An 18,380-nucleotide genomic window follows, 5' to 3' on the forward strand; every position below is an offset into this window, starting at 1 on the left:
GTGCGCCTTGCCCGCCGTCGGGCACGAACCCGTAGTCAAGAGGTCAGGACGGCCGGGTGTCAGCTGACGCGTCGAGCCAGACCGCCACGTCCACCGGTAGCGTCCCGTCGGTCGGGAGCGGCCCGCTCGCGAGCAACACCTCGGCGCCGGGCGGGAGCGGGACCGACGCCGGCGACAGGTTCACCCAGCAGCTGAAACCGGAGCCCCGCGAGAACGCGAGCACGCCCGGCGCGCTCGGCAGCCAGTTCAGCTCCCCGTCGCCGAGCTCCGCGTGCGCGCGGCGCAGCGCAAGTGCCTGCCGGTACAACCCGAGCATGGAGTCGGGGTCCCGCTCCTGCAGTTCGACGGTGACCGTGGCGAAGTCTGCAGGCTGCGGGAGCCACGGCTGCGCGGACGTGCCTTCTGGGCTGAACCCGAACGGCGGCGCGGTGCCGGACCAGGGCAGTGGCACTCGAGAACCGTCGCGGCCGCGGTCGGTGTGCCCTGAACGGACCCAGGTCGGGTCCTGCAGGGTGTCCTCGGGTAGGTCCTCGATCTCCCAGAGGCCCAGCTCGTCGCCCTGGTAGACGTAGGCGCCCCCGGGTAGCGCGAACATCAGCAGCGCGGCGGCCCGTGCGCGGCGCACGCCGAGCTGGCGGTCGAGCGTCTCGATCGGCGGCAGGTCCACCAGCTGGAAGGCGCCCGGGATGAACGGGCGACCCAACCGCGACACGTGCCGCACCACGTCGTGGTTGGACAGCACCCAGGTGGCGGGGGCACCCACCGCCGTGACCGCCCCGATCGAGTCGTCGATCGTCTGTCGCAGGGCGTCGGCGTCCCACGGGATCCGCAGGAAGTCGAAGTTGAACGCGGTGTGCAACTCGTCGGAGCGCACGTAGCGGGCGAGCCGGTGGGGTGCATCGAAGACCCACGCTTCCGCGACGAACACGCGCGGGTCCGGGTAGGAGTCGGCGATCTTCCGCCAGGCGCGGTAGATCTCGTGCACCTCGTCGAGGTCCCAGTGCGGGTGCCCCGGCCGGCCGGGCGGAGGCAGGGGGTCCCCCTCGGCGAGCCCGATGTCGGGCATGCTCTCGCTCTTGGCCAGCCCGTGCGCGACGTCGATGCGGAACCCGTCGACACCGCGGTCGAACCAGAACCGCAGGATCGACTCGAACTCCGCGTGCACCCGTTCGTCCGCCCAGTTCAGGTCCGGCTGCCCGGCGTCGAACAGGTGCAGGTACCACTCGCCGTCCGGGGTGCGAGTCCACGCAGGACCGCCGAACACGCTGCGCCAGTCGTTGGGCGGCAGCTCGCCGTCCGGGCCGCGGCCTGCCCGGAAGTGGTACCGGCCCCGTTCCGGGGAACCGGGCGGGCTCGCGAGCGCCGCCCGGAACCACGGGTGCTGGTCGGAGGTGTGGTTGGGCACGATGTCGAGCAGTACCCGCAGCCCGAGCGCGTGCGCCTCCTCGATCAGCGCGAACGCTTCCTCGGTGGTGCCGAACACCGGCTCGATCCCTCGGTAGTCGGCGACGTCGTACCCGCCGTCCGCCATCGGCGACGGATACCAGGGGTTGATCCACAACGCGTCGACGCCGAGGCCTCGCAGGTAGCTCAGCCGTGCGCGGATACCGGCGATGTCGCCGATCCCGTCACCGTTGCCGTCCGCGAAGCTGCGGAGGTAGATCTGGTAGACGACCGCGTCCCGCCACCAGCCCCGCACCGCGTCCTGCTCTTCAACCGGCGTGCTCATCTGCCCCCGCTCCAAGCAGCCGACCTGATCGATCGCCGCGCGGTCATCGTCACAGGCTGTCGTCCACTGTCAAGTGACCACGGGCGTCCGGTCCCTCAGGCGTCCTTCTTCCACTCGATGATCTGGAGGTAGTTGCCGTCGGGGTCGGCGAAGGTGCCGAACCGGCCCTTCTCCCGGTCCTCGACCGAGATCCACTCCGCGCCGGCCGCGTTCAGCTGGGCCTCCACGGCGTCGAAGTCGTCGACGTGGAAGTTGATGATCGCGCGGCCCGGTTGGTCGTTCTTCGCCTCGACGTCGTCGCGCCCGTCGATGACCAGCAGGAAGCCGCCCAGGTCGATCGCGCCCTCGCCGGTGGACTCCGGCGCCAGCGCCTTCGCGTACCACGCCCGCAGCTCGGTGGGACGGGTCGTGCCGAGCAGCATGCTGCCGGGCTTCAGGGTCGTCATGTCGAATCTCCTCGTCGTCGTGGGGTCGGTTCAGAGCCGGAACTCAGTCCACGAGTGCGCCGGCGGACAGGTTGGCGACCGTTCCGGTCATGGCTCCAGCGCGATCCGAGGCCAGGAACGCGGCCGTCTCCGCGATCTCGGAGAGCGTGGGCAGCCTCTTCAGGAGGGTCCCCTGCGCCATCCCGTTCTCGAAGAACTCCTGGACCGACTGCCCGGCCGCCGCCGCGGACCGTGTGAAGAGGTCCTTGGTGTAGGAACCCGCTGCCGGCGCATCGACGACGGCGTGCGGACGGATGTCGACGACCCGGATGTTGCTCGGTGCCAGCTCCGCGGCCAGCAGCCGCGAGAACGCCTCCTTGCCGGCGGCGCTCACGCCGTGCCCCAGGATGCCGCCCACGGCCAGCTTGGCACCCGGTTCGGACAGGGTCAGGACGACGCCGGGACGCTCGCGACCCATGTGCCGCGCCACGGCCTTGCTCGTGATGAACAGCGTCCGGAGGAAACCGTCGATCGGCCGCATGAACTCTTCCAGCGAGAGATCCGCCAGCGGCGTTCCCTGGTCGTGCATGACGCTGACGGCGTTGAGCGCGATGTCGATGCTGCCGGCCGTCGCCGCGATCGCCTCGGCGTGCTCGTCGACCGCCTGTTGGTCGAAGACGTCGACCTGCGCGGTCTCGACCTTTCCGCCCGTGGTGGCGACGTCGTCCGCCACCGCGTCGAGCTTCGCCTGGGTCCGCCCGGCGATGAAGACGCGCGCGCCTTCCCGGGCGAAGACCCGTGCGACGGCGCCGCCGATGGCGCCCCCGCCGCCGTAGATCACGGCGTTCTTCTTCTCGAGCAGCAAGCCACTCATGTGTCCTCCGAGTGTGGGTTGGGTCTTCCGTGGTCTAGGCAGGTTCGGGGGTCGCCACCGCGGGCACCGTCGCGTCCGCGACCACCGGGGGCTTCAGGAAGCCGGCGGCCCATGCGACCGGGATGGAGATCACCGCGATGATCAGGCCGGTGATCACGGCCGACGAGGCGGAGAAGGTGCCGATCGCCACGCCACCGGCGAACGCGCCCAACGCGATGCCCACGTTGGCCGCGGACGCGGGCAGCGAGGACGCCAGCTGTGCTCCCGGGCCTGCCAGGACCACCACGCGGTACTGCATCGAGGGCACCATGCCCATGGCGAACAGGCCGAAGGCGAGCAGCGCAAGCGCCACGAGCACGGGGATCGTGCCGACGAGGTGGAGCACCAGCAGGGAGACCGCTACGCCGATGGAGCCGACGACCAGGGTGCGCGCGGCGTTCTGGTCGGCGAACCGGCCGCCTGCGAACGAGCCCGCCGCGGTGGCCGCACCGTAGGCCAGGAGGAACACGCTGATCACCGCACCGGAGATGCCGGTGACGCTCTCCAGGAACGGCACGATGTACGTGAGGGCCGAGTAGACCGCCGCGAACGCCACGACGTTCACGGCCAGCGCGGCGAGCACCCGCGGCGCGAACGCGTACTTGGCCTGGCTGCCCGCGCCGCCACCGGTGCTGGGCATGGACGGGATCAGCAACAGCGTGGCGATCAGGGCGACCACGCTGAGCACGGCGACCGCCGTGAACGAGCCGCGCCAGCCGAGCACCTGACCGACCAGCGTGCCCAGCGGCACGCCGAGAGCGGTCGACACGAAGAGCCCGGAGACGACCACGGAGATCGCCCGGCCACCGCGTTCCGGCGGGACGATCGACATCGCCAGCACGAAGCCGACGGCCACGAACAGGCCGTGCAGCGCTCCGATGACGGTACGTGCCGCGACGAACAGGCCGAAGCTGGTGGTCAGCACCGGGACCAGCGTGAGGACGATGACCAGGACGACCGTGGCGATCAGGATCGTCCGCTTGTCCAGCCTGATCGTCAGCGCGGTCAGGATCGGGCCGCCGATCGCCAGGCCCAACGCGTAGGCGGCCACCAGTACGCCGGCCGTCGGGATGGGCACCTGGAGGTCGGCGGCGATCAGGTTCAGCAGGCCGACGACGAGCAGCTCGCCGCTGCCCAGCACGAACATCCCCAGGAACAGCGTGGCCAGAGCGAGGTTCGTCTTGCTGCGACTCAGCGCGGCCGGCCCAGTACTCGTCTGCATCATCCCTGCTCCATCTCGAGGAACCCCTCGCGCCGGTCCCTCATCGCTGTCGCGGCCGTCCTGACCCGGCACCGCCGTGGCAGCGAACGGTAGCCAGCTGCAGTTGCAAAAGTCAACCATCGCTGGTTGCAGAAAACAATCAGTACCTGTGGTAGTTTCACATCAGTTGGACGAGGGGAGGTCCGCCATGCCGACCAGCCGTAGCTATCGCGACTCCTGCGCGATCGCCCGGGCCCTCGACGTCGTCGGGGAGCGATGGGCCCTGCTCGTCGTCCGCGAGCTGCTACTGGCGCCCCAACGCTTCTCGGAGCTGCGGCATGCTCTGCCCCACGTCAGCTCGAACCTGCTCGCAGACCGGCTCCGAGAGCTCGAGCGCAACGGGGTGATCCACCGACCGGCAGCCACGGAAGGGCCGCGGGCCTACGAGCTGACCGAACGGGGCCGGAAGCTGGAAGCGGTCCTGCTGGCCCTGAGCGACTGGGGGATGGACGCCCCGCAACCCCCGCCGCCGAGCGCGCTCAGTGCCACGTCGGTGCTGATCTTCCTGCGAAGTGCCGCTCGTCCCGACCCCGCTGCGCCGCCGACGAACTGCCGTCTCGAGCTCGACGGTCGGGTGTGGACGGTCCGCCTCGAGTCCGGACGGGTTCAGGTGCAGCCCGGCGAACCTGCGACGGCGGCCGCTTCGCTCCGCACGGACCCCGGGACGCTCAGCGCCCTGCTGACCGATCCGGCCACCCTCGCGACCGCATGCGCCGACGGCAGCGCGGCCGTCGTAGGAGATCCGTCAGCCATCGAACGGCTGCTGCACTCGGTCACCGACGCCACTGCGGGAACCCCCGCCGACCACGAGCACCCGGTGAGTACGGCGCCATGACCACGTCTCAGCTGCCGTCCTCCCAGGTGAAGCAGAACGGCTTGCCGGCGGGGTCGGCGTAGACCCGCCAGTTGTCCCCGCCGGCGGGCAGCCTCGTCGCACCGATCCCGAGCACCGCCTGCTCCGCCGACTCCAGGTCGGCGCGCTCGACGAGCAGGTCGAGGTGGACCTGCTGCGGGTGCCCCGGGTCCGGCCACTGCGGCGCGTGGTACTCCTCGACCTGCTGGAACAGGATGGGCCTCTTGCCGTCCTCGCCGATCATCGCGGCGCCGGGCGCCTCGTAGGTGATCGGTTTGCCGGTCAGCTCGGAGTAGAACGTGCTGAGCACCTTCGCGTCGGGGCAGTCGAGCATCACGCCCATCACCGTGGTGTTCGGGTCCTCCTCGTGCAGGCAGAGGTCGAACGGGTGGCCGGCCGGGTCGGCGAGGGTGTGCCAGGTGTCGGTGCGGCGGAGCAGCGTGGCGCCGAGCGCCACCGCCTTCTCGGCGGCCGCGTCGATGTCGGGTACGCGCAGGTCGAGGTGCGCCTGCTGCGGGTGGGCCGGGTCGGGCCAGCGCGGCGGAACGTGGTCGGGCGCGAGCTGGAACGCGATGCGCCAGCCGTCCGGCGTGAACATCGTGATCCAGTCGTCGTCGGTCCAAGCTCGTGACCAGCCGGCGAGCGCGGTGTAGAAGTCGGCCTCGGCGCCGATGTCCCGCGCGTCGAACGCCACCGTCTTCAGCTCGGCGATCATGTCTCCCCCTCGTCGGCAACCCCGCCCATCTTCATCCAGGGGTCCGACAGGAGGCGAGCGGTGTCACGACAGCCCGCCGTCAACGGTGATCTGCTGGCCGGTGATGTAGGACGCGTCATCGGACGCGAGGAACGCGACGACGGCGGCTATCTCCTCGGGTCTGCCGAGCCGCTTCATCGGTGTCGCGTCCGCTGTCCGGCGCATCCGCTCGACCATCGCGTCGGGTGGGAGGTAGGTGGGCCCGGACACGTCGATGGCCCCCGGGTTGACGGTGTTCACGCGGATCCGCCGGTGGGCGAGCTCGGCCGCGGTGGTCCTGGTGAACGACCGGAGCGCGGCTTTGGAAGCCGTGTAGACGCTGGTTCCGGGACGGCGCCAGGCAGGATCGACGGGAGCGAGGCCGCAGAGGACGATCGATGCCCCGTCCTCGAGGTGGGGCAGGGCGGCGCGCACGGTGAAGTAGGCGCCTTTGGTGTTGGTGGCGAAGACCTCGTCGAAGAGTTCCTCGGTGACGTCGGTCAGGGACGCGAACCTCTTGAGGCCTGCATTGACGAACAGGACGTCGATCGGGCCGAGTGCCCGAGCGACGGTGGCCATGAGGCGGTCGAGGTCGGCCTCCTCGGTGACGTCGGCGGGAACGGCTATGACGTCATCGCCGATGGAAGCGGCGGCGAGGCGGAGCCGATCGGGGTCACGCGCGCTGATCGCCACGCGAGCGCCGTCGCGGTGCAGCCTGCGCGCGGTGGCGAGGCCGATACCGCTGCTGGCGCCGGTGACCAGGGCCACCCGGTGGTCGGTGGTGTTCTCGGCGGGGGCGTCGGGAGACGAGTCCGCTGGCGTCATGCAAGCAAGCTAGCATCATGCAAGTTCACGGGATCGGACCGAGGCGCCCCGCACGCCTGCGTTCTGCGGAACGCAGGTGTGCGCAGCTTCAAGAGGCCCGACGCCCGGCGACTGTTCAGGGAGCTGCGGGCGTTCCCGTGACCGGCGCACCGCGTCGGCCCAGCCCGAACCAGACGAGTGCGGCGGCGGCGAGCGTCACGACCACGTTCACGATCAGCGCCAGGTGGATCCCGGGCAGCTCGGACGCCTGGGTGGCGGCGATCGCGCTCAGGACCGGGATGCCGACGGTGATGCCGACCTGCTGGGTCATGGAGGTGAGACCGGTGGCGAGGCCCTGTTCGTCGTCCGGCAGGCCCGAGGTGCCGGTGATGGTGTAGGCCACGATGGCCGTGACGTGCCCGAAGAAGCTGATGAACAGCGCGGGGATCAGGAGGGCCAACCCGATGCGCTCTCCGCCGAGGAAGATCAGCGGGAGCGTGGCGAGCCCCTGCACGGCCATGCCCGCCGTCAGCACCTTGCGGGGGCCGTGGCGGCCGATGGAACGGCCGGCGAACGGGCCTGCGAGCACCGCCGCCAGGCCCGGTACACCGAAGATCAGACCGGTCACGAGGGGGCTGAGCTCGAGGACGTTCTGGAGGTACAGCGTCAGCATGAAGATCATCGCCGTCTCCATGCTGAACACGACGAGGCCGGCGAAGTTGCCCCACTTGACGGTCGGGCGGGCGAGGGTGCGGACCGGGGTGAGCGGCGCGGCCGCCCGCCGTTCGATCATCCAGAACGCGGCCAGCAGCACCAGGCCGACCACGGCCGCGACGACGCTGCGCTCGATGATCGCGTAGACGACGGCCAGGAGACCGCCGGTCACGGTGACCGCACCGGGCAGGTCCAGCTTCACGCGCTCGGGCATGCGGCTCTCGCTGATCACGAACGGGGTGGCCACGAGGATCAGCACGGTGACGGGGACGTTGATCAGGAATGCGGCCCGCCAGCTCAGCAGGCTGACCAGCGCGCCGCCGACCAGCGCGCCGATGGTGAAGCCACCGGAGAGCAGCGCGCCGTTGAGGCCGAGTGCGCGGTCGCGGATCGCACCTTCCGCGAAGGTGGTGGTGAGCAGGGACAACGCTGCGGGGAGCGCCATCGCGGTGGCGAGGCCCTGCAGCGCGCGGGCGGCCAGCAGTACCTCGGGGGTCGTCGCGAAGCCACCGAGCAACGAGGCCACGGTAAGCACCACCATGCTGGCCATGAACAGCTTGCGGCGGCCGAACAGGTCCGCGAACCGGCCGAACAGCAGCGCGAAGCCCGCCGACGGCAACGCGTAAGCAGCTGTGATCCACGGCAGCTGGGCCACCTCCATCCCGATGCCGGCGCCCGTCTCCGGCAACGCGACGTTCAGGATCGAGAAGTCGACGGACACCATGAACCCGGCGCCGAGCAGGACCAGCAGGATGATCCGCTGCTTGCCGCTGAACCGCGGCGGCGACATCGCTTCGACGGACACGTGACTCCCCGTTCCTTTCTTCCCGTCGGTGTCCATCACGCGTTCTTGATCATTCCGCCGTCGACGAGGTACTCGTTGCCGGTGATGTTGTTCGGCGACGCCAGGAAGGCGATGAGCCGCGCCACCTCCTCCGGGGTGCTCATCCGTCCGGTCGTCACGCCGAGCCCGCTCATCGCCTGCTCCACGAAGGACTCGTGGGAGACGCCCTGCGCCTCCGCCAGGCGGGCCACGAAGCCGTCCGGATCGACCCACACCCCGGTGCTCACCGGTCCCGGCGACACCGTGATCGCACGGACGCCCCGCGGTCCGAACTGCTCGGCGATCACCTTGGTGAGGGCGCTGAGCGCGGCCTTGGAGACGTTGTAGTCGGCGGGGCCCGCTGCGAGGGCGCGCGCTCCGACCGACGAGACGTTGATGATCGTGCCCCGGCGCTCGACGAGGCTGGGGAGCGCGGCACGGCTGACCCGCAGCGCGCTGTAGAAGTGCAGGTCGAAGGTGTGTTCCCACGCGTCGTCCGGCAGCTCGAGCAGGTTGAGCAGGGCGCCCTTGGCGAAGTCGTCCGTGTCGCCGACGCCCACGTTGTTGACGAGCAGGTCGATGGCGCCGAGCTCGTGGAGGGCTCCGTCGATGAGCTCGGCCGGCCCTTCCGCGGTGGTGAGGTCGACGGTCAGGGGCACGGCCCCGGTCTCCTTCAGCCCGGGGGTGATGGTGCGCGAGCCGGTGACCACGCGCATCCCCTCGTCGATCAGGGTGCGGACGACGGCCAGGCCGATCCCCTTGCTGCCACCCGTGACGACGGCCGTCTTCCCGGTCAGTTGCAGATCCATTCGGGCACTCCTGTTCCATGGCTGCAGCGAAAGCTGCGCCAGATCTGTTTGATGTCGCCGCGGCAGACGTCAGCCGCGATTCCATTGCACGAGCAGCCGGAGCAGAACGAACAGAATCAGTCGCTAATGCGAGTTCCGCTCTGCTTCCTCGGCGATCCGCTTGATGTACGCCAGCCTGCGGTCCCAGTCGGCCGCCAGCGCCGTCATCCACCGCGCGGTCGCGTCCAGCGCGGCGGGCTGGACCGTGTAGCGGACCTCGCGTCCCACCCGGTTTCCCGAGACCAGCCCGGCGGCATCCAGCACGGCGAGGTGCTTGACCACAGCTTGCCGCGAAACGGGAAGTCGTTCGGCGAGGGTGGTCGCGGTGCCGGCACCCTGTTCGGCGAGGAGGTCGAGCAGTCGACGTCGCGTCGGGTCGGCCAGCGCCGCGAGTACGTCGCCGACCGGCTCGCTCGACCCGTGCCGTTCCGTGGTCACATCGAGGGTTCTTCGGCGCGCTTCCTGACCACGTCGAACACCTGCGACCAGCCGTCGGTGTTGAACCGCACCGTCTTGTCGCGCAGTTCCTCGGACGTGCCCAATGTGGCGAACCCGCTCTCGACGACGCGAAGCCGCGTCTTGCCGTCTTCCGTGCTCAACATGAACTCGACGAGCGTACTGTTGTCGGCCCGCAACTCCTCCCCGGGGAACGCACTCGCCCAGCGGTACGCGACATACGTGGGCGGCTCCACCTTCTCGACGCGCACCGAGACCTCGCCGACATTGGGGTTCTTGGCGACCAGCGAAGCGCCCTCCTCGGCCACGGTCCCCGCCACACTCGCCTCGTCGGCCACCCAGAACGCGGGGGTGGCCACCAGCGACCACACCGTTGCCAGGGAGGCGTCGATCAGCGTGTCGCTTTCGATCCGGTCCGCACTCATCGATCTCTCCTCGCGCTGCCGTCGGACGTGCCGTGCGCCGGGCTCCGATCGAGGCGCAACCCTAGGGTAGCGCGTTCGCGCGATGACGTGCAACCAGCAAGTAGCACGTTGTCGGGAGGCTGGTCGTCCATCGAAAGCGCCCCACACCCGATCGGGCGGACGGGTCGCGAACCGCCGAGCGGGGGAGCACGATGCCTGCATGGACGTGGAGCTCGGTGAGTTCGTGGCCGGCCTTCCCAAGTGCGAGCTGCACGTGCACCTGGAGGGCACGCTCGAGCCGGAGCTGAAGCTGGCCCTCGCGGAGCGGAACGGGGTGGACATCGGGCAGCGCACGGTCGAGGAGGTCCGCGGCACCTACCGGTTCGACTCGCTGGCGTCGTTCCTCGCCGTCTACTACCCGGCGATGGACGTGCTCGTCACCGAGCAGGACTTCTACGAACTCGCCCACGCCTACCTCGTGCGCGCGGCGTCGCAGAACGTCCGCTACGCCGAGGTGTTCTTCGACCCCCAGGTGCACATGGGGCGCGGGGTGCCGTTCGAGGCCGTGGTCCGCGGCTACCACCGCGCGCTGCAGGACGCCGAACGCGATCTCGGCGTGGCGGGTGCCCTGATCATGTGCATCGTCCGCGATCTCCCCGCCGACAGCGCGATGGAGGCGCTCGACGCCGCGCTGCCGTTCAAGGACCTGGTCCTCGGCCTCGGTCTCGACTCCGACGAGCGGGGCAACCCGCCCGCGAAGTTCGCCGAGGTGTTCGCGAAGGCCCGCGACGAGGGGCTGCACCTCACGATGCACTGCGACGTCGACCAGGAGAACACCACCGAGCACATCCGGCAGGCGCTCGAGGACATCCGGGTCGAGCGCATCGACCACGGCACGAACGTGGTGGAGGACCCGCGGCTGCTGGAGATCGTGCGTGAGCGCGGCGTGGGGCTCACCTGCTGCCCGATCTCCAACGGGTTCGTCACGGGCGACATGAAGGCCGCGGTGATCGCCCGGCTGCTGCGCGATGGTGTCCGCGTCACCGTCAACTCCGACGACCCGGCCTACTTCGGCGGCTACGTCTCCGAGAACCTGCTCGCACTGGCGAGGTCCGCCGACCTCACCCCGGCCGAGCTGGTGCAGCTGGAGCGCAACGCGTTCGAGATCGCCTGGCTGCCGGACGAGCAGCGCGCCCGCTACCTCGCCGAGCTGGGGGACTACGCCGCGCTATAGGTGCGGTCCCACCACCGCGACCAGCGCCGCGACCCCGATGGCCGTGGAGGCCACGCACACCGCCGCCACCAGCCGCCCGCCAGGGCCGGAGACCAGGTTGCCGTCCTGCAGGAGGCAGGCCTCTGCACGGCGTGCGCGGCGCGTCGAGCCGAGGACGAGCAGCGCGGCCAGGCCCAGCCCGAGCAATCCGACCACGACCGCTCCCACTCCCAGCGTCGGGAAGAGCACACGGGTGCCCGCGATCGCCCCGACGGCCACGGCCAGCCCGGTGCGCCGCCAGGCCAGCGCCGTGCGTTCCGGCTGCAGCCCGGGATCGAACCGCCGGCCCCCGTCGCTCATCGCAGCAGCAGCGCTGCCAGCAGGAGCACACCCGTGATCGCGCTCCCCACGGCCAGCGGCACCATCAGTGCGGGCGCGGAGAGCGGCCTGCCGTTGCGCATGGCGCGCTCGTCGCGGCTCCAGGCGAACCACGCCTGCACCGGCGTCAGCAGGCCCAGGACGATCAGCAGCACGGAGGCGGCGAGCCGCAGCTGGGGCTGCATCGGCGGGGCGACGGCCTCGAGCGCGACGCCGCATGCGAGCAGTGCGAGCGCGGTGCGGATCCAGGCGAGGAACGTGCGCTCGTTGGCGAGCGTGAACCGCGGGTCGGGCTCGCTGCCCTCCCCGAACACCCAACGGGGGAACCGACGGGGCGTCACCGGGCTGCTCATCAGGGCCAGTGTGCACCTCAATGTCCGGTCATATCGAAGGATCTCCCAGTGGATGAGACGGGGATCTCCAGTTCACAGGAGCACGGACGGGGGGACGTCCGCACCGAGGAGCAGTCCACCGGCGAGTTCGAAGATGCTCGGCGCGGCCTGTACGTGCGCCGCGGCCGTGCGCAGGTCCTGGAACTGCCGTTGCAGCGGGTGGTCCTCGGCCACCGCGACCGCGCCCGCCACCCGCTGCAGGACGTCGGCCACGCCCACGGACGTGGAGATCGCGTGGGTGATCGCGAGGCGCACCTGGATCCGCTGCCGCGGGCCGGGCGGGTTGCCCGCGAGGATGGTGTCCCACACCTCGGCGACCACCTCCCGCAGCCACGCCCGGGCCGACGCGATCTTCGCCTCGGCCCGCGCGACCGTGATCTGCACCATCGGCCGGTCGCGCAGCGGCGCCCCGCTCAGCCAGCGCACGGTGTCCGATGCGAGCTCGGTGAACGTGACGAGCGCGCCGCGGGCCACGCCGAGCGCCTGCGCGGCCTGCAGGACGAAGACGAGGTTCTGGTACCCGTCGCGGTAGAGCGGCCCGTCGTGCCGGGCCGCGCCCAGCACGGGCATGGGCAGCGTCCAGTCCGCGGCGACGGTGACGTCCTGCAGGGCGAAGTCGTGGCTGCCGGTGGCGCGCAGCCCGACGGAGCGCCACGTGTCGAGGACCGTGGCATCGGCGGCGGGCACGTAGACCAACCGCAGCTCGCGCTGTCCGCCCGGCCGCTCCACCGCGCACGTCCCGTACAGGTGATCCGCGTACGTGCAGCCGCTCGCGAACCCCCACCGCCCGCTCACCCGGTAGCCGCCGTCGACGGGAACCGCCCGACCGCCCGGTCGCAGCACGCCGGCCAGTGTCGCCGCGGGCCGGCCGACGACCTGCCTGGCGACGGACAGCGGCAGGAACGCGGCGAACCACGCGGACTGGGCGCCGATCATGACGGCCCACCCGGCGGAGCCGTCGATCCGGGACGCCTCCTCCACCACGTCTGCGGCTGCGAGGGGGTCGAGTTCGAGCCCGCCGAGCGCCCGCGGGACGAGCATGCCGAACAGCCCGGCCTCGGCCATGGCGCGGGCGAGCTCGTCCGGGAGCCGCCGCTGGGCGGCAGCCGCCGCCCGGGTCTGCTCGATGCGCGGCGCGAGCAGGCCCAGGGCGGCGAGCGGGGAGGGTGCCGTCGTGGTCATCTCACCGCTTCCGGGCGGTGACGAGCAGGTACTCGGCCTCCCAGCCGTTCCCGTCGTTCCACGTGGTGAGGAACTGCAGGAAGTCGCGGTCGAGGTCGGCGATCCGCTCCGGCCGGTCGGCGTTGAACTTGTACACCGCGATCGTCGGCCCGTAGTTGCGCTTCCAGTACTCGCGGAACCCGGTGGGATCGAGGTCGTTCGCCATCCGTACGCGCCGGCGTCGCATCTCGAGGTCGACGACCCGGTCGCCGAACAGCCCGCGGACGTGCTCCTCGTCGCCCCATCGCGGCGGCGGGGTGGCGCCGGGCGGGGGTGGCGGCGCGTACGGCGCCATCGTCGCGAAGAGGTTGCCGATGAAACCCTGCGGCGTCCAGTTGATCAAACCGATGGTCCCGCCGGGACGGGTCACCCGGACCAGCTCGTCGGCGACCGCCTGGTGCCGGGGCGCGAACATGGCGCCGACGCAGGACAGCACCACGTCGAACCCGTCGTCGGGGAAGGGGAGGGCCTCGGCGTCCGCCTCCGTCCAGGTGAGGTCGACGTCCTGCTCGGCGGCGATCCGCCGGCCTGCGTCGAAGAGCTCCGGTGTCAGGTCGGACGCCGTGACGTCGGCGCCGGTGGCGGCGGCCGGGACGGCCGCGTTGCCGGAGCCCGCGGCGACGTCGAGCACGCGCTGCCCCGACCGGACGCCGGCCGCCTCCACCAGCACCGGTCCGAGCTGGGGGATGAGCTCGGCGGCGACGGCGGGGTAGTCGCCGGACGCCCACAGCGCGCGGTGCCGGGCCTTCAGCTCGCGGTCGGCGTTGGCCGTGGTGGTCATGTTGTCCTCGCAAAGTTCGGGATCAGGTGCCGCTGAGCTTGCGCGCCTGCGCATCGGCGCTCCTTCGAGGATCGTGAAATGCGCTGGTCAGGCGTGGTGGCTCAGGGCTTCGCGGGCGTACGCGACGACCGCTGAGCCGGCGAGCGACCTGCCGGCTGCCGATGCGGCGGCGTACCGCTCGTCGCCGAGGACGCGGGCGGGCCGGGCCGCGTCCAGCGGGGAGGGCCTGCCGGCGGCGCCGAGCGCGGCGTGCAGCGTGACGGCGGCCTCGGCGGCGTCGACCCGGGCCAGCAGGCGCACCACGTACCGCAGCGCGATCCACTGCTGGCTCCAGTCGCCGACCCGCTCCCAGTGGTCGAGGACGTCGAGGAACTCGCGGCAGGCACGCCGGGGATCGTCGTGCACGGCCCGCGTGGCTGCGCGCTCCATGAGCGCGATGCCGTGCCACCAGAAGTTGCGCACCGAGGCGGCGAGCTCGCCCGCCTCGTCGAACAGCGCGAGTGCCCGCTCCGGGTCGGACTTCTTGAGCACCAGGCCGAGCGCGTACCTGGCCATCGACTGCGCGGTCGGGTTGGCCGTCGGGTCGGCCACGCGCACGGCCTCCTCCGCGGCGGGCAGCCCCTGCTCCGGGTTGCGCAGCACGGCGTGGCACACCGCGACGTAGTAGAGGGTCCAGACGAGCCGGATCGGGTCGTCGTCGCGGCGCGCCCGCTCCACCTCCGCGCTGTAGTGGCGCAGGGCCGCGCCGGGGTCGTCCGCGTAGAGGGCCACGTCGGCGAGGACGTCGCCGGGGTAGGCCACCCGGCCGGTGCCGCGCCCGGGCACCCGTCCTCCCGCGAGCGCGGCGAGCGCCCGTGCGCGGGCGAAGTCCCCGCGGTTCCACGCCCCCCGCGCGGCCGCTCCCGCCGCGGCGGCGTACAGCGGGTGTCCCGGATCGGCCAGATCGAGGGTCCGCTCGGCCCAGGTCGCCGACTCGTAGCCCACTCGCAGGTGGGCGAGCTCGGGGAGCGATGTGACCAGCCGCATCGCGAGGTCGGCGTCCCGGTCGGCGACCGCGCGCTCGAACGCGGCGCGCAGGTTGTCGTAGTCGGGCAGCACCCGTTCCACCCAGATCCGCTCGTCGGGGCCCTGCACGGCCCGGGCACCCCGCTCGGCGAGCGCGGTGAAGTGCGCGGCATGCCGCCGGGCGAAGCGGTCGGCGAGGCCGGCCTCGTCGAGGCGGTCCCGCCCGTACGCCCGCAGCGTCTCCAGAACCAGGTAGCGCGACCGGCCGGCCCCGTGGCGGGCGATGACCATGGACTTGTCGACGAGCCCGATCAGCAGGTCGAGGGTGTCCTCCTCGGCGCTCCCCTGCTCGGCGCAGACGCCGTGGGCTGCGTCGAGGTCGAACCCGCCCGCGAACAGCGACAGCCGGGCGAACAGGGCCCGTTCCGGCTCGGAGAGCAGCCGGTAGGACCAGTCGATCGCGGCGACGAGGCTCTGGTGCCGGGGTGCGGCACCGCGGGTCGCGTGCACGAGCCGGGAGCTGTCCAGGCGCTGCGCGAGCTCCGTTGCCGACATCGCGCGGATCCGGGCGGCGGCCAGCTCGATGGCGAGGGGAAGCCCGTCGAGCCGACGGCAGATCTCGCCCACCGCCTCCGCGACGCCCGGATCGAGGCCGAACTCCGGTCGATGCGCCTTCGCGCGGTCGGCGAACAGCGCTGCCGCATCGGAGTCGGGCAGGGGATGCACCGGGACGACCCGCTCGCCCTCGACGCCCAGCGGTTCCCGGCTGGTCGCGAGCACCGCAACCGACGGGCAGTGCCGCACGATCCGGTCGACGACCCGGGCCGCTGCGTCCAGGACGTGCTCGCAGTTGTCCACCACGAGCAGGAGGTGGCGACCGGCGAGGTAGTCGGTGATCGTCTGCTCGATCCCGAGCCCCTGCTGTTGCTGCACCCCGAGCGCCGCGGCCAGGGCATGGCCCACGGCCGTGCCGTCGGACAGCGGGGCGAGCTCGCACAGCCACATCCCGTCGGCGAACCGCGCTCGACGCGCGACCTCGACGGCCAGCCTGGTCTTGCCGACCCCTCCGACGCCGCTCAGCGTGACCAGCGGGCCGTCACGCAGGGCCTCCTCGACCCGGCGGACGTCGTCGTCCCGGCCGACGAAGCGGGTCGGGCGCCGCTCGATGTTGCCGCGGGACGGGCGTGCGCGAGGAGCCACGGGTGGTGCGCCCGCATCGGCGTCGAGGATCTGCTGGTGCACCGCGCGCAAAGCGGGACCGGGTTCGCTGCCCAGGTCCTCGACGAGGCGGCGGCGGATCCGCTGGTAGGTGGCGAGCGCGTCGGACTGCCGACCGCTGCGGTACTGGGCGAGCATGAGCTGCCCGGCCAGGCGCTCGTCGAACGGGTGGGCTCCGGCCGCGGCGGTGAGCTCGGCGATGAGCTCCGCGTGCCGGCCGGCGCCGAGTGCCGCGTCGTTGCGGTCCAGCGTGGCGGCGAGCCGCTCGGCCTCCAGCGCGGTGCGCAGGTCGGCGAACCACGGAACGTCGAGCGTGGGGAAGGGGTCGCCCCGCCACAGGTCGAGGGCCCGCGCGTAGAGCGCCGCCGCCTCCGCCGGCTGCTCCGCCGCCCGGCCGCGGGAGACCAGGTGCCGGAACAGGTGCAGGTCGACCGTCAGCGGATCAACCGCGAGGAGGTAGCCGCCGGGGCCGCGGGTGATCCGCACGCCGTCGACGCCGGTGAGCACCCCGCGCAGCCGTGACACGTAGGCGGACAGGGCGTTGCGGGCCCGGTAGGGCGGGCGGTCCGCCCACACCCGGTCGATGAGCTGGTCGGCGGGGACGGGCCGGCCGACGTCGACCAGCAGCGCGGCGAGCACGGCGCGCTGCCGGGTGTGGCCGGTGTCGACCAGGCGGCCGTCGAAACCCACCTCGACGTCGCCGAGCAGCCGGAACTCCACCGTCATACGCGCGTCACCGCCCGGCCCAGTCTGCGCCGGCGCGACCCGCGGGAACAGGGCCGTCAGGCGGCAGGGCGCTCGTACTCGTCGAGTGCGGCTCGGCCGGCCGGGGTGACCCGGGGCGTCGTCCCGCCGGCCCGGACCAGCAGCCCGGCCGCGATGAGGACGTGCGCGCGGGTCTGGTCGCAGAACCACCGGCCGTCCACCCGCAGGTCCGGGACGCCCGTGGCGGTGATGTCGCAGCGACCGGCGGCCACCGCGCGCAGCAGCGCTCGGTCGCGTCCGGTCAGGTTCAAGATGGACATTGGCTCAACCCTCCGTACAGAAAGACGTCGCAGGCCGGGCGAGGTTCGCTCGCTGCCTCGAGAAATGTGACCCCGATCGCCCTTCACCGACTCACGCGCAGCTCAGCGCGCCGACGCCTCACAGAGCGGTGAGCGCGACGGCCACCACCAGCCCCGCCGCGACCGGCAGGACCAGACCGCGGCGCCGCCACGCGATCAGCGCGGCCACGACCGCGCCGAGCAGCACCGGCACCCGGGGCCCGAGGTCGGAGAAGGCCGAGCCGCCCGCGATGCCCGCTCCGACCATCGCGGCGATGGCCGCCGGTGCGGCGTGGTCGAGCAGCCGTCGCGCCGAGGCCGGGAGCCGCCCGGCGGGCAGCAGGGTGATCGGTGTGACCCGGAGGAGCCACGACACTGCGCCCGCCGCGACCAGGGTCGCGACGATCGTGACGGCGCTCATGACGGCGTCCGGTCGAGCAGGGCGCCCGCTGCGATCCCGGCGACGATCCCCGCGACCAGCCCGACACCGCCGGGCAGTGGCGCTGCCACGACGGCGACGACCAGCGCCGTGAACGCGATCAGGGCGGGGCGCACCGCGGCCAGCCGTGGCCCGAGCATGCCTGCCAACACCACGACGGCGGCGGCGTCCAACGGGGAACCGGCCGGGAGCAAGGGGCCGAGCACGCCGCCGATGCCCACCACGGCCACCCAGGTGGCCAGCAACAACCCGCCCCCGACGAGCCAGTACCGGCGGAAGCGCGCCGGGTCGCCGAGGTCGTCGCGGGCGAGGACCATGAGGTAGGTCTGGTCGATCAGCAGGGCGGGGCCGAACCAGCGGAACCAGCGCGGCTGGTCGCGGAACCGCGGCTCCAGCGCAGCGGAGTACAGCAGCAGGCGGGCGTTGATCAGTACCGCGGTGCCGAGCGCGGCGAGCACGCCTGCGCCTGCCGCGAACATCGTCAGTGGCGCGAAGTGCGCGGCCCCGGCGAACACGGTGGCTGCCGCAGCCATGTCGGCGAGGGGCGGAACCCCGAGCTGGGTGGCGGTCGCCCCAATGACGAGCCCGAACGGCGCGACGCTCAGCGCGACCGGAAGGGTGTCGCGCGCGGCGCGCAGGTCCCGGGCGGTGGCCGGTGGGTGGGTCATGTGAACACCGTGGGCAACGCCGCATCGGCGGGGCCGTCACGTTCGTGAAATCGCCTGCT

At 72.1% G+C, this 18,380-nt stretch carries 20 protein-coding genes; 2 read left to right on the plus strand and 18 right to left on the minus strand.

Features of this window, described 5'->3' with window-relative positions:
• Window positions 1-43: 43 nt before the first annotated feature.
• The 4 genes from FB388_RS37940 to FB388_RS37955 form a co-directional block, all read right to left on the minus strand.
• Window positions 44-1,729, minus strand: a complete 1,686-nt coding sequence (locus FB388_RS37940; RefSeq protein WP_142107448.1) for a glycoside hydrolase family 13 protein — start codon at window positions 1,727-1,729, stop codon at window positions 44-46.
• 95 nt (window positions 1,730-1,824) lie between these two features.
• Window positions 1,825-2,175, minus strand: a complete 351-nt coding sequence (locus tag FB388_RS37945) for a VOC family protein (RefSeq protein WP_142107449.1) — start codon at window positions 2,173-2,175, stop codon at window positions 1,825-1,827.
• Between the two features lie 43 nt (window positions 2,176-2,218).
• On the minus strand, window positions 2,219-3,028 hold the full coding sequence (locus tag FB388_RS37950) for an SDR family NAD(P)-dependent oxidoreductase (RefSeq protein ID WP_142107450.1): 810 nt from the start codon (window positions 3,026-3,028) through the stop codon (window positions 2,219-2,221).
• A 34-nt stretch (window positions 3,029-3,062) separates the two neighbouring features.
• Window positions 3,063-4,292, minus strand: a complete 1,230-nt coding sequence (locus FB388_RS37955) for an MFS transporter (protein ID WP_142107451.1) — start codon at window positions 4,290-4,292, stop codon at window positions 3,063-3,065.
• A 184-nt stretch (window positions 4,293-4,476) separates the two neighbouring features.
• Here FB388_RS37955 and FB388_RS37960 point away from each other — a divergent pair, with 184 nt between their 5' ends.
• Complete coding sequence (locus tag FB388_RS37960) at window positions 4,477-5,163, plus strand: winged helix-turn-helix transcriptional regulator (RefSeq protein ID WP_142107452.1); 687 nt, start codon at window positions 4,477-4,479, stop codon at window positions 5,161-5,163.
• Between the two features lie 7 nt (window positions 5,164-5,170).
• On the opposite strand, the gene FB388_RS37965 is transcribed toward FB388_RS37960, so the two are convergent.
• From FB388_RS37965 to FB388_RS37990, 6 genes are all read right to left on the minus strand, one after another.
• On the minus strand, window positions 5,171-5,896 hold the full coding sequence (locus FB388_RS37965) for a VOC family protein (protein ID WP_142107453.1): 726 nt from the start codon (window positions 5,894-5,896) through the stop codon (window positions 5,171-5,173).
• Window positions 5,897-5,959: 63 nt separating this feature from the next.
• Window positions 5,960-6,739 carry an SDR family NAD(P)-dependent oxidoreductase gene (locus FB388_RS37970; protein ID WP_142107454.1) on the minus strand — a complete coding sequence of 260 codons (780 nt, stop codon included), beginning with the start codon at window positions 6,737-6,739 and terminating at the stop codon, window positions 5,960-5,962.
• Between the two features lie 115 nt (window positions 6,740-6,854).
• Window positions 6,855-8,237, minus strand: coding sequence for an MFS transporter (locus FB388_RS37975; protein ID WP_211362472.1), 1,383 nt, complete (start codon window positions 8,235-8,237; stop codon window positions 6,855-6,857).
• 35 nt (window positions 8,238-8,272) lie between these two features.
• The gene (locus tag FB388_RS37980; RefSeq protein ID WP_142107455.1) at window positions 8,273-9,064 is read right to left on the minus strand and encodes an SDR family oxidoreductase; all 792 of its coding nucleotides are present in this window, start codon (window positions 9,062-9,064) and stop codon (window positions 8,273-8,275) included.
• Window positions 9,065-9,187: 123 nt separating this feature from the next.
• Window positions 9,188-9,541, minus strand: a complete 354-nt coding sequence (locus tag FB388_RS37985; RefSeq protein ID WP_142107456.1) for an ArsR/SmtB family transcription factor — start codon at window positions 9,539-9,541, stop codon at window positions 9,188-9,190.
• Complete coding sequence (locus tag FB388_RS37990) at window positions 9,538-9,984, minus strand: SRPBCC domain-containing protein (RefSeq protein WP_142107457.1); 447 nt, start codon at window positions 9,982-9,984, stop codon at window positions 9,538-9,540. The genes FB388_RS37985 and FB388_RS37990 overlap by 4 nt, the downstream gene beginning before the upstream one ends.
• A gap of 199 nt (window positions 9,985-10,183) precedes the next feature.
• On the opposite strand from FB388_RS37990, the gene add reads away from it, so the two are divergent.
• Window positions 10,184-11,197, plus strand: coding sequence for an adenosine deaminase (gene add, locus FB388_RS37995; protein WP_142107458.1), 1,014 nt, complete (start codon window positions 10,184-10,186; stop codon window positions 11,195-11,197).
• On the opposite strand, the gene FB388_RS38000 is transcribed toward add, so the two are convergent.
• The 8 genes from FB388_RS38000 to FB388_RS38035 form a co-directional block, all read right to left on the minus strand.
• Window positions 11,192-11,536, minus strand: a complete 345-nt coding sequence (locus tag FB388_RS38000; protein WP_142107459.1) for a DUF202 domain-containing protein — start codon at window positions 11,534-11,536, stop codon at window positions 11,192-11,194. The two genes, add and FB388_RS38000, sit on opposite strands and share 6 nt — an antisense overlap.
• Window positions 11,533-11,907 carry a YidH family protein gene (locus tag FB388_RS38005; RefSeq protein ID WP_142107460.1) on the minus strand — a complete coding sequence of 125 codons (375 nt, stop codon included), beginning with the start codon at window positions 11,905-11,907 and terminating at the stop codon, window positions 11,533-11,535. The genes FB388_RS38000 and FB388_RS38005 overlap by 4 nt, the downstream gene beginning before the upstream one ends.
• A 72-nt stretch (window positions 11,908-11,979) precedes the next feature.
• On the minus strand, window positions 11,980-13,128 hold the full coding sequence (locus FB388_RS38010; RefSeq protein ID WP_142107461.1) for an acyl-CoA dehydrogenase family protein: 1,149 nt from the start codon (window positions 13,126-13,128) through the stop codon (window positions 11,980-11,982).
• 1 nt (window position 13,129) lies between these two features.
• Window positions 13,130-13,948: a class I SAM-dependent methyltransferase gene (locus tag FB388_RS38015; RefSeq protein WP_142107462.1), complete on the minus strand. Its 819-nt coding sequence runs from the start codon at window positions 13,946-13,948 to the stop codon at window positions 13,130-13,132.
• 87 nt (window positions 13,949-14,035) lie between these two features.
• Window positions 14,036-16,897, minus strand: a complete 2,862-nt coding sequence (locus FB388_RS38020) for an AfsR/SARP family transcriptional regulator (RefSeq protein WP_142107463.1) — start codon at window positions 16,895-16,897, stop codon at window positions 14,036-14,038.
• Between the two features lie 56 nt (window positions 16,898-16,953).
• On the minus strand, window positions 16,954-17,196 hold the full coding sequence (locus FB388_RS38025; protein ID WP_142107464.1) for a hypothetical protein: 243 nt from the start codon (window positions 17,194-17,196) through the stop codon (window positions 16,954-16,956).
• Window positions 17,197-17,314: 118 nt separating this feature from the next.
• The gene (locus tag FB388_RS38030) at window positions 17,315-17,635 is read right to left on the minus strand and encodes an AzlD domain-containing protein (protein WP_142107465.1); all 321 of its coding nucleotides are present in this window, start codon (window positions 17,633-17,635) and stop codon (window positions 17,315-17,317) included.
• Window positions 17,632-18,321 (minus strand): AzlC family ABC transporter permease, encoded by a 690-nt coding sequence (locus tag FB388_RS38035; RefSeq protein ID WP_142107466.1) that lies wholly within the window; start codon window positions 18,319-18,321, stop codon window positions 17,632-17,634. The genes FB388_RS38030 and FB388_RS38035 overlap by 4 nt, the downstream gene beginning before the upstream one ends.
• Window positions 18,322-18,380 lie beyond the last annotated feature (59 nt).

The sequence above is a fragment of the Pseudonocardia cypriaca genome, from assembly GCF_006717045.1.
Classification (GTDB): Bacteria; Actinomycetota; Actinomycetes; order Mycobacteriales; family Pseudonocardiaceae; genus Pseudonocardia; species Pseudonocardia cypriaca.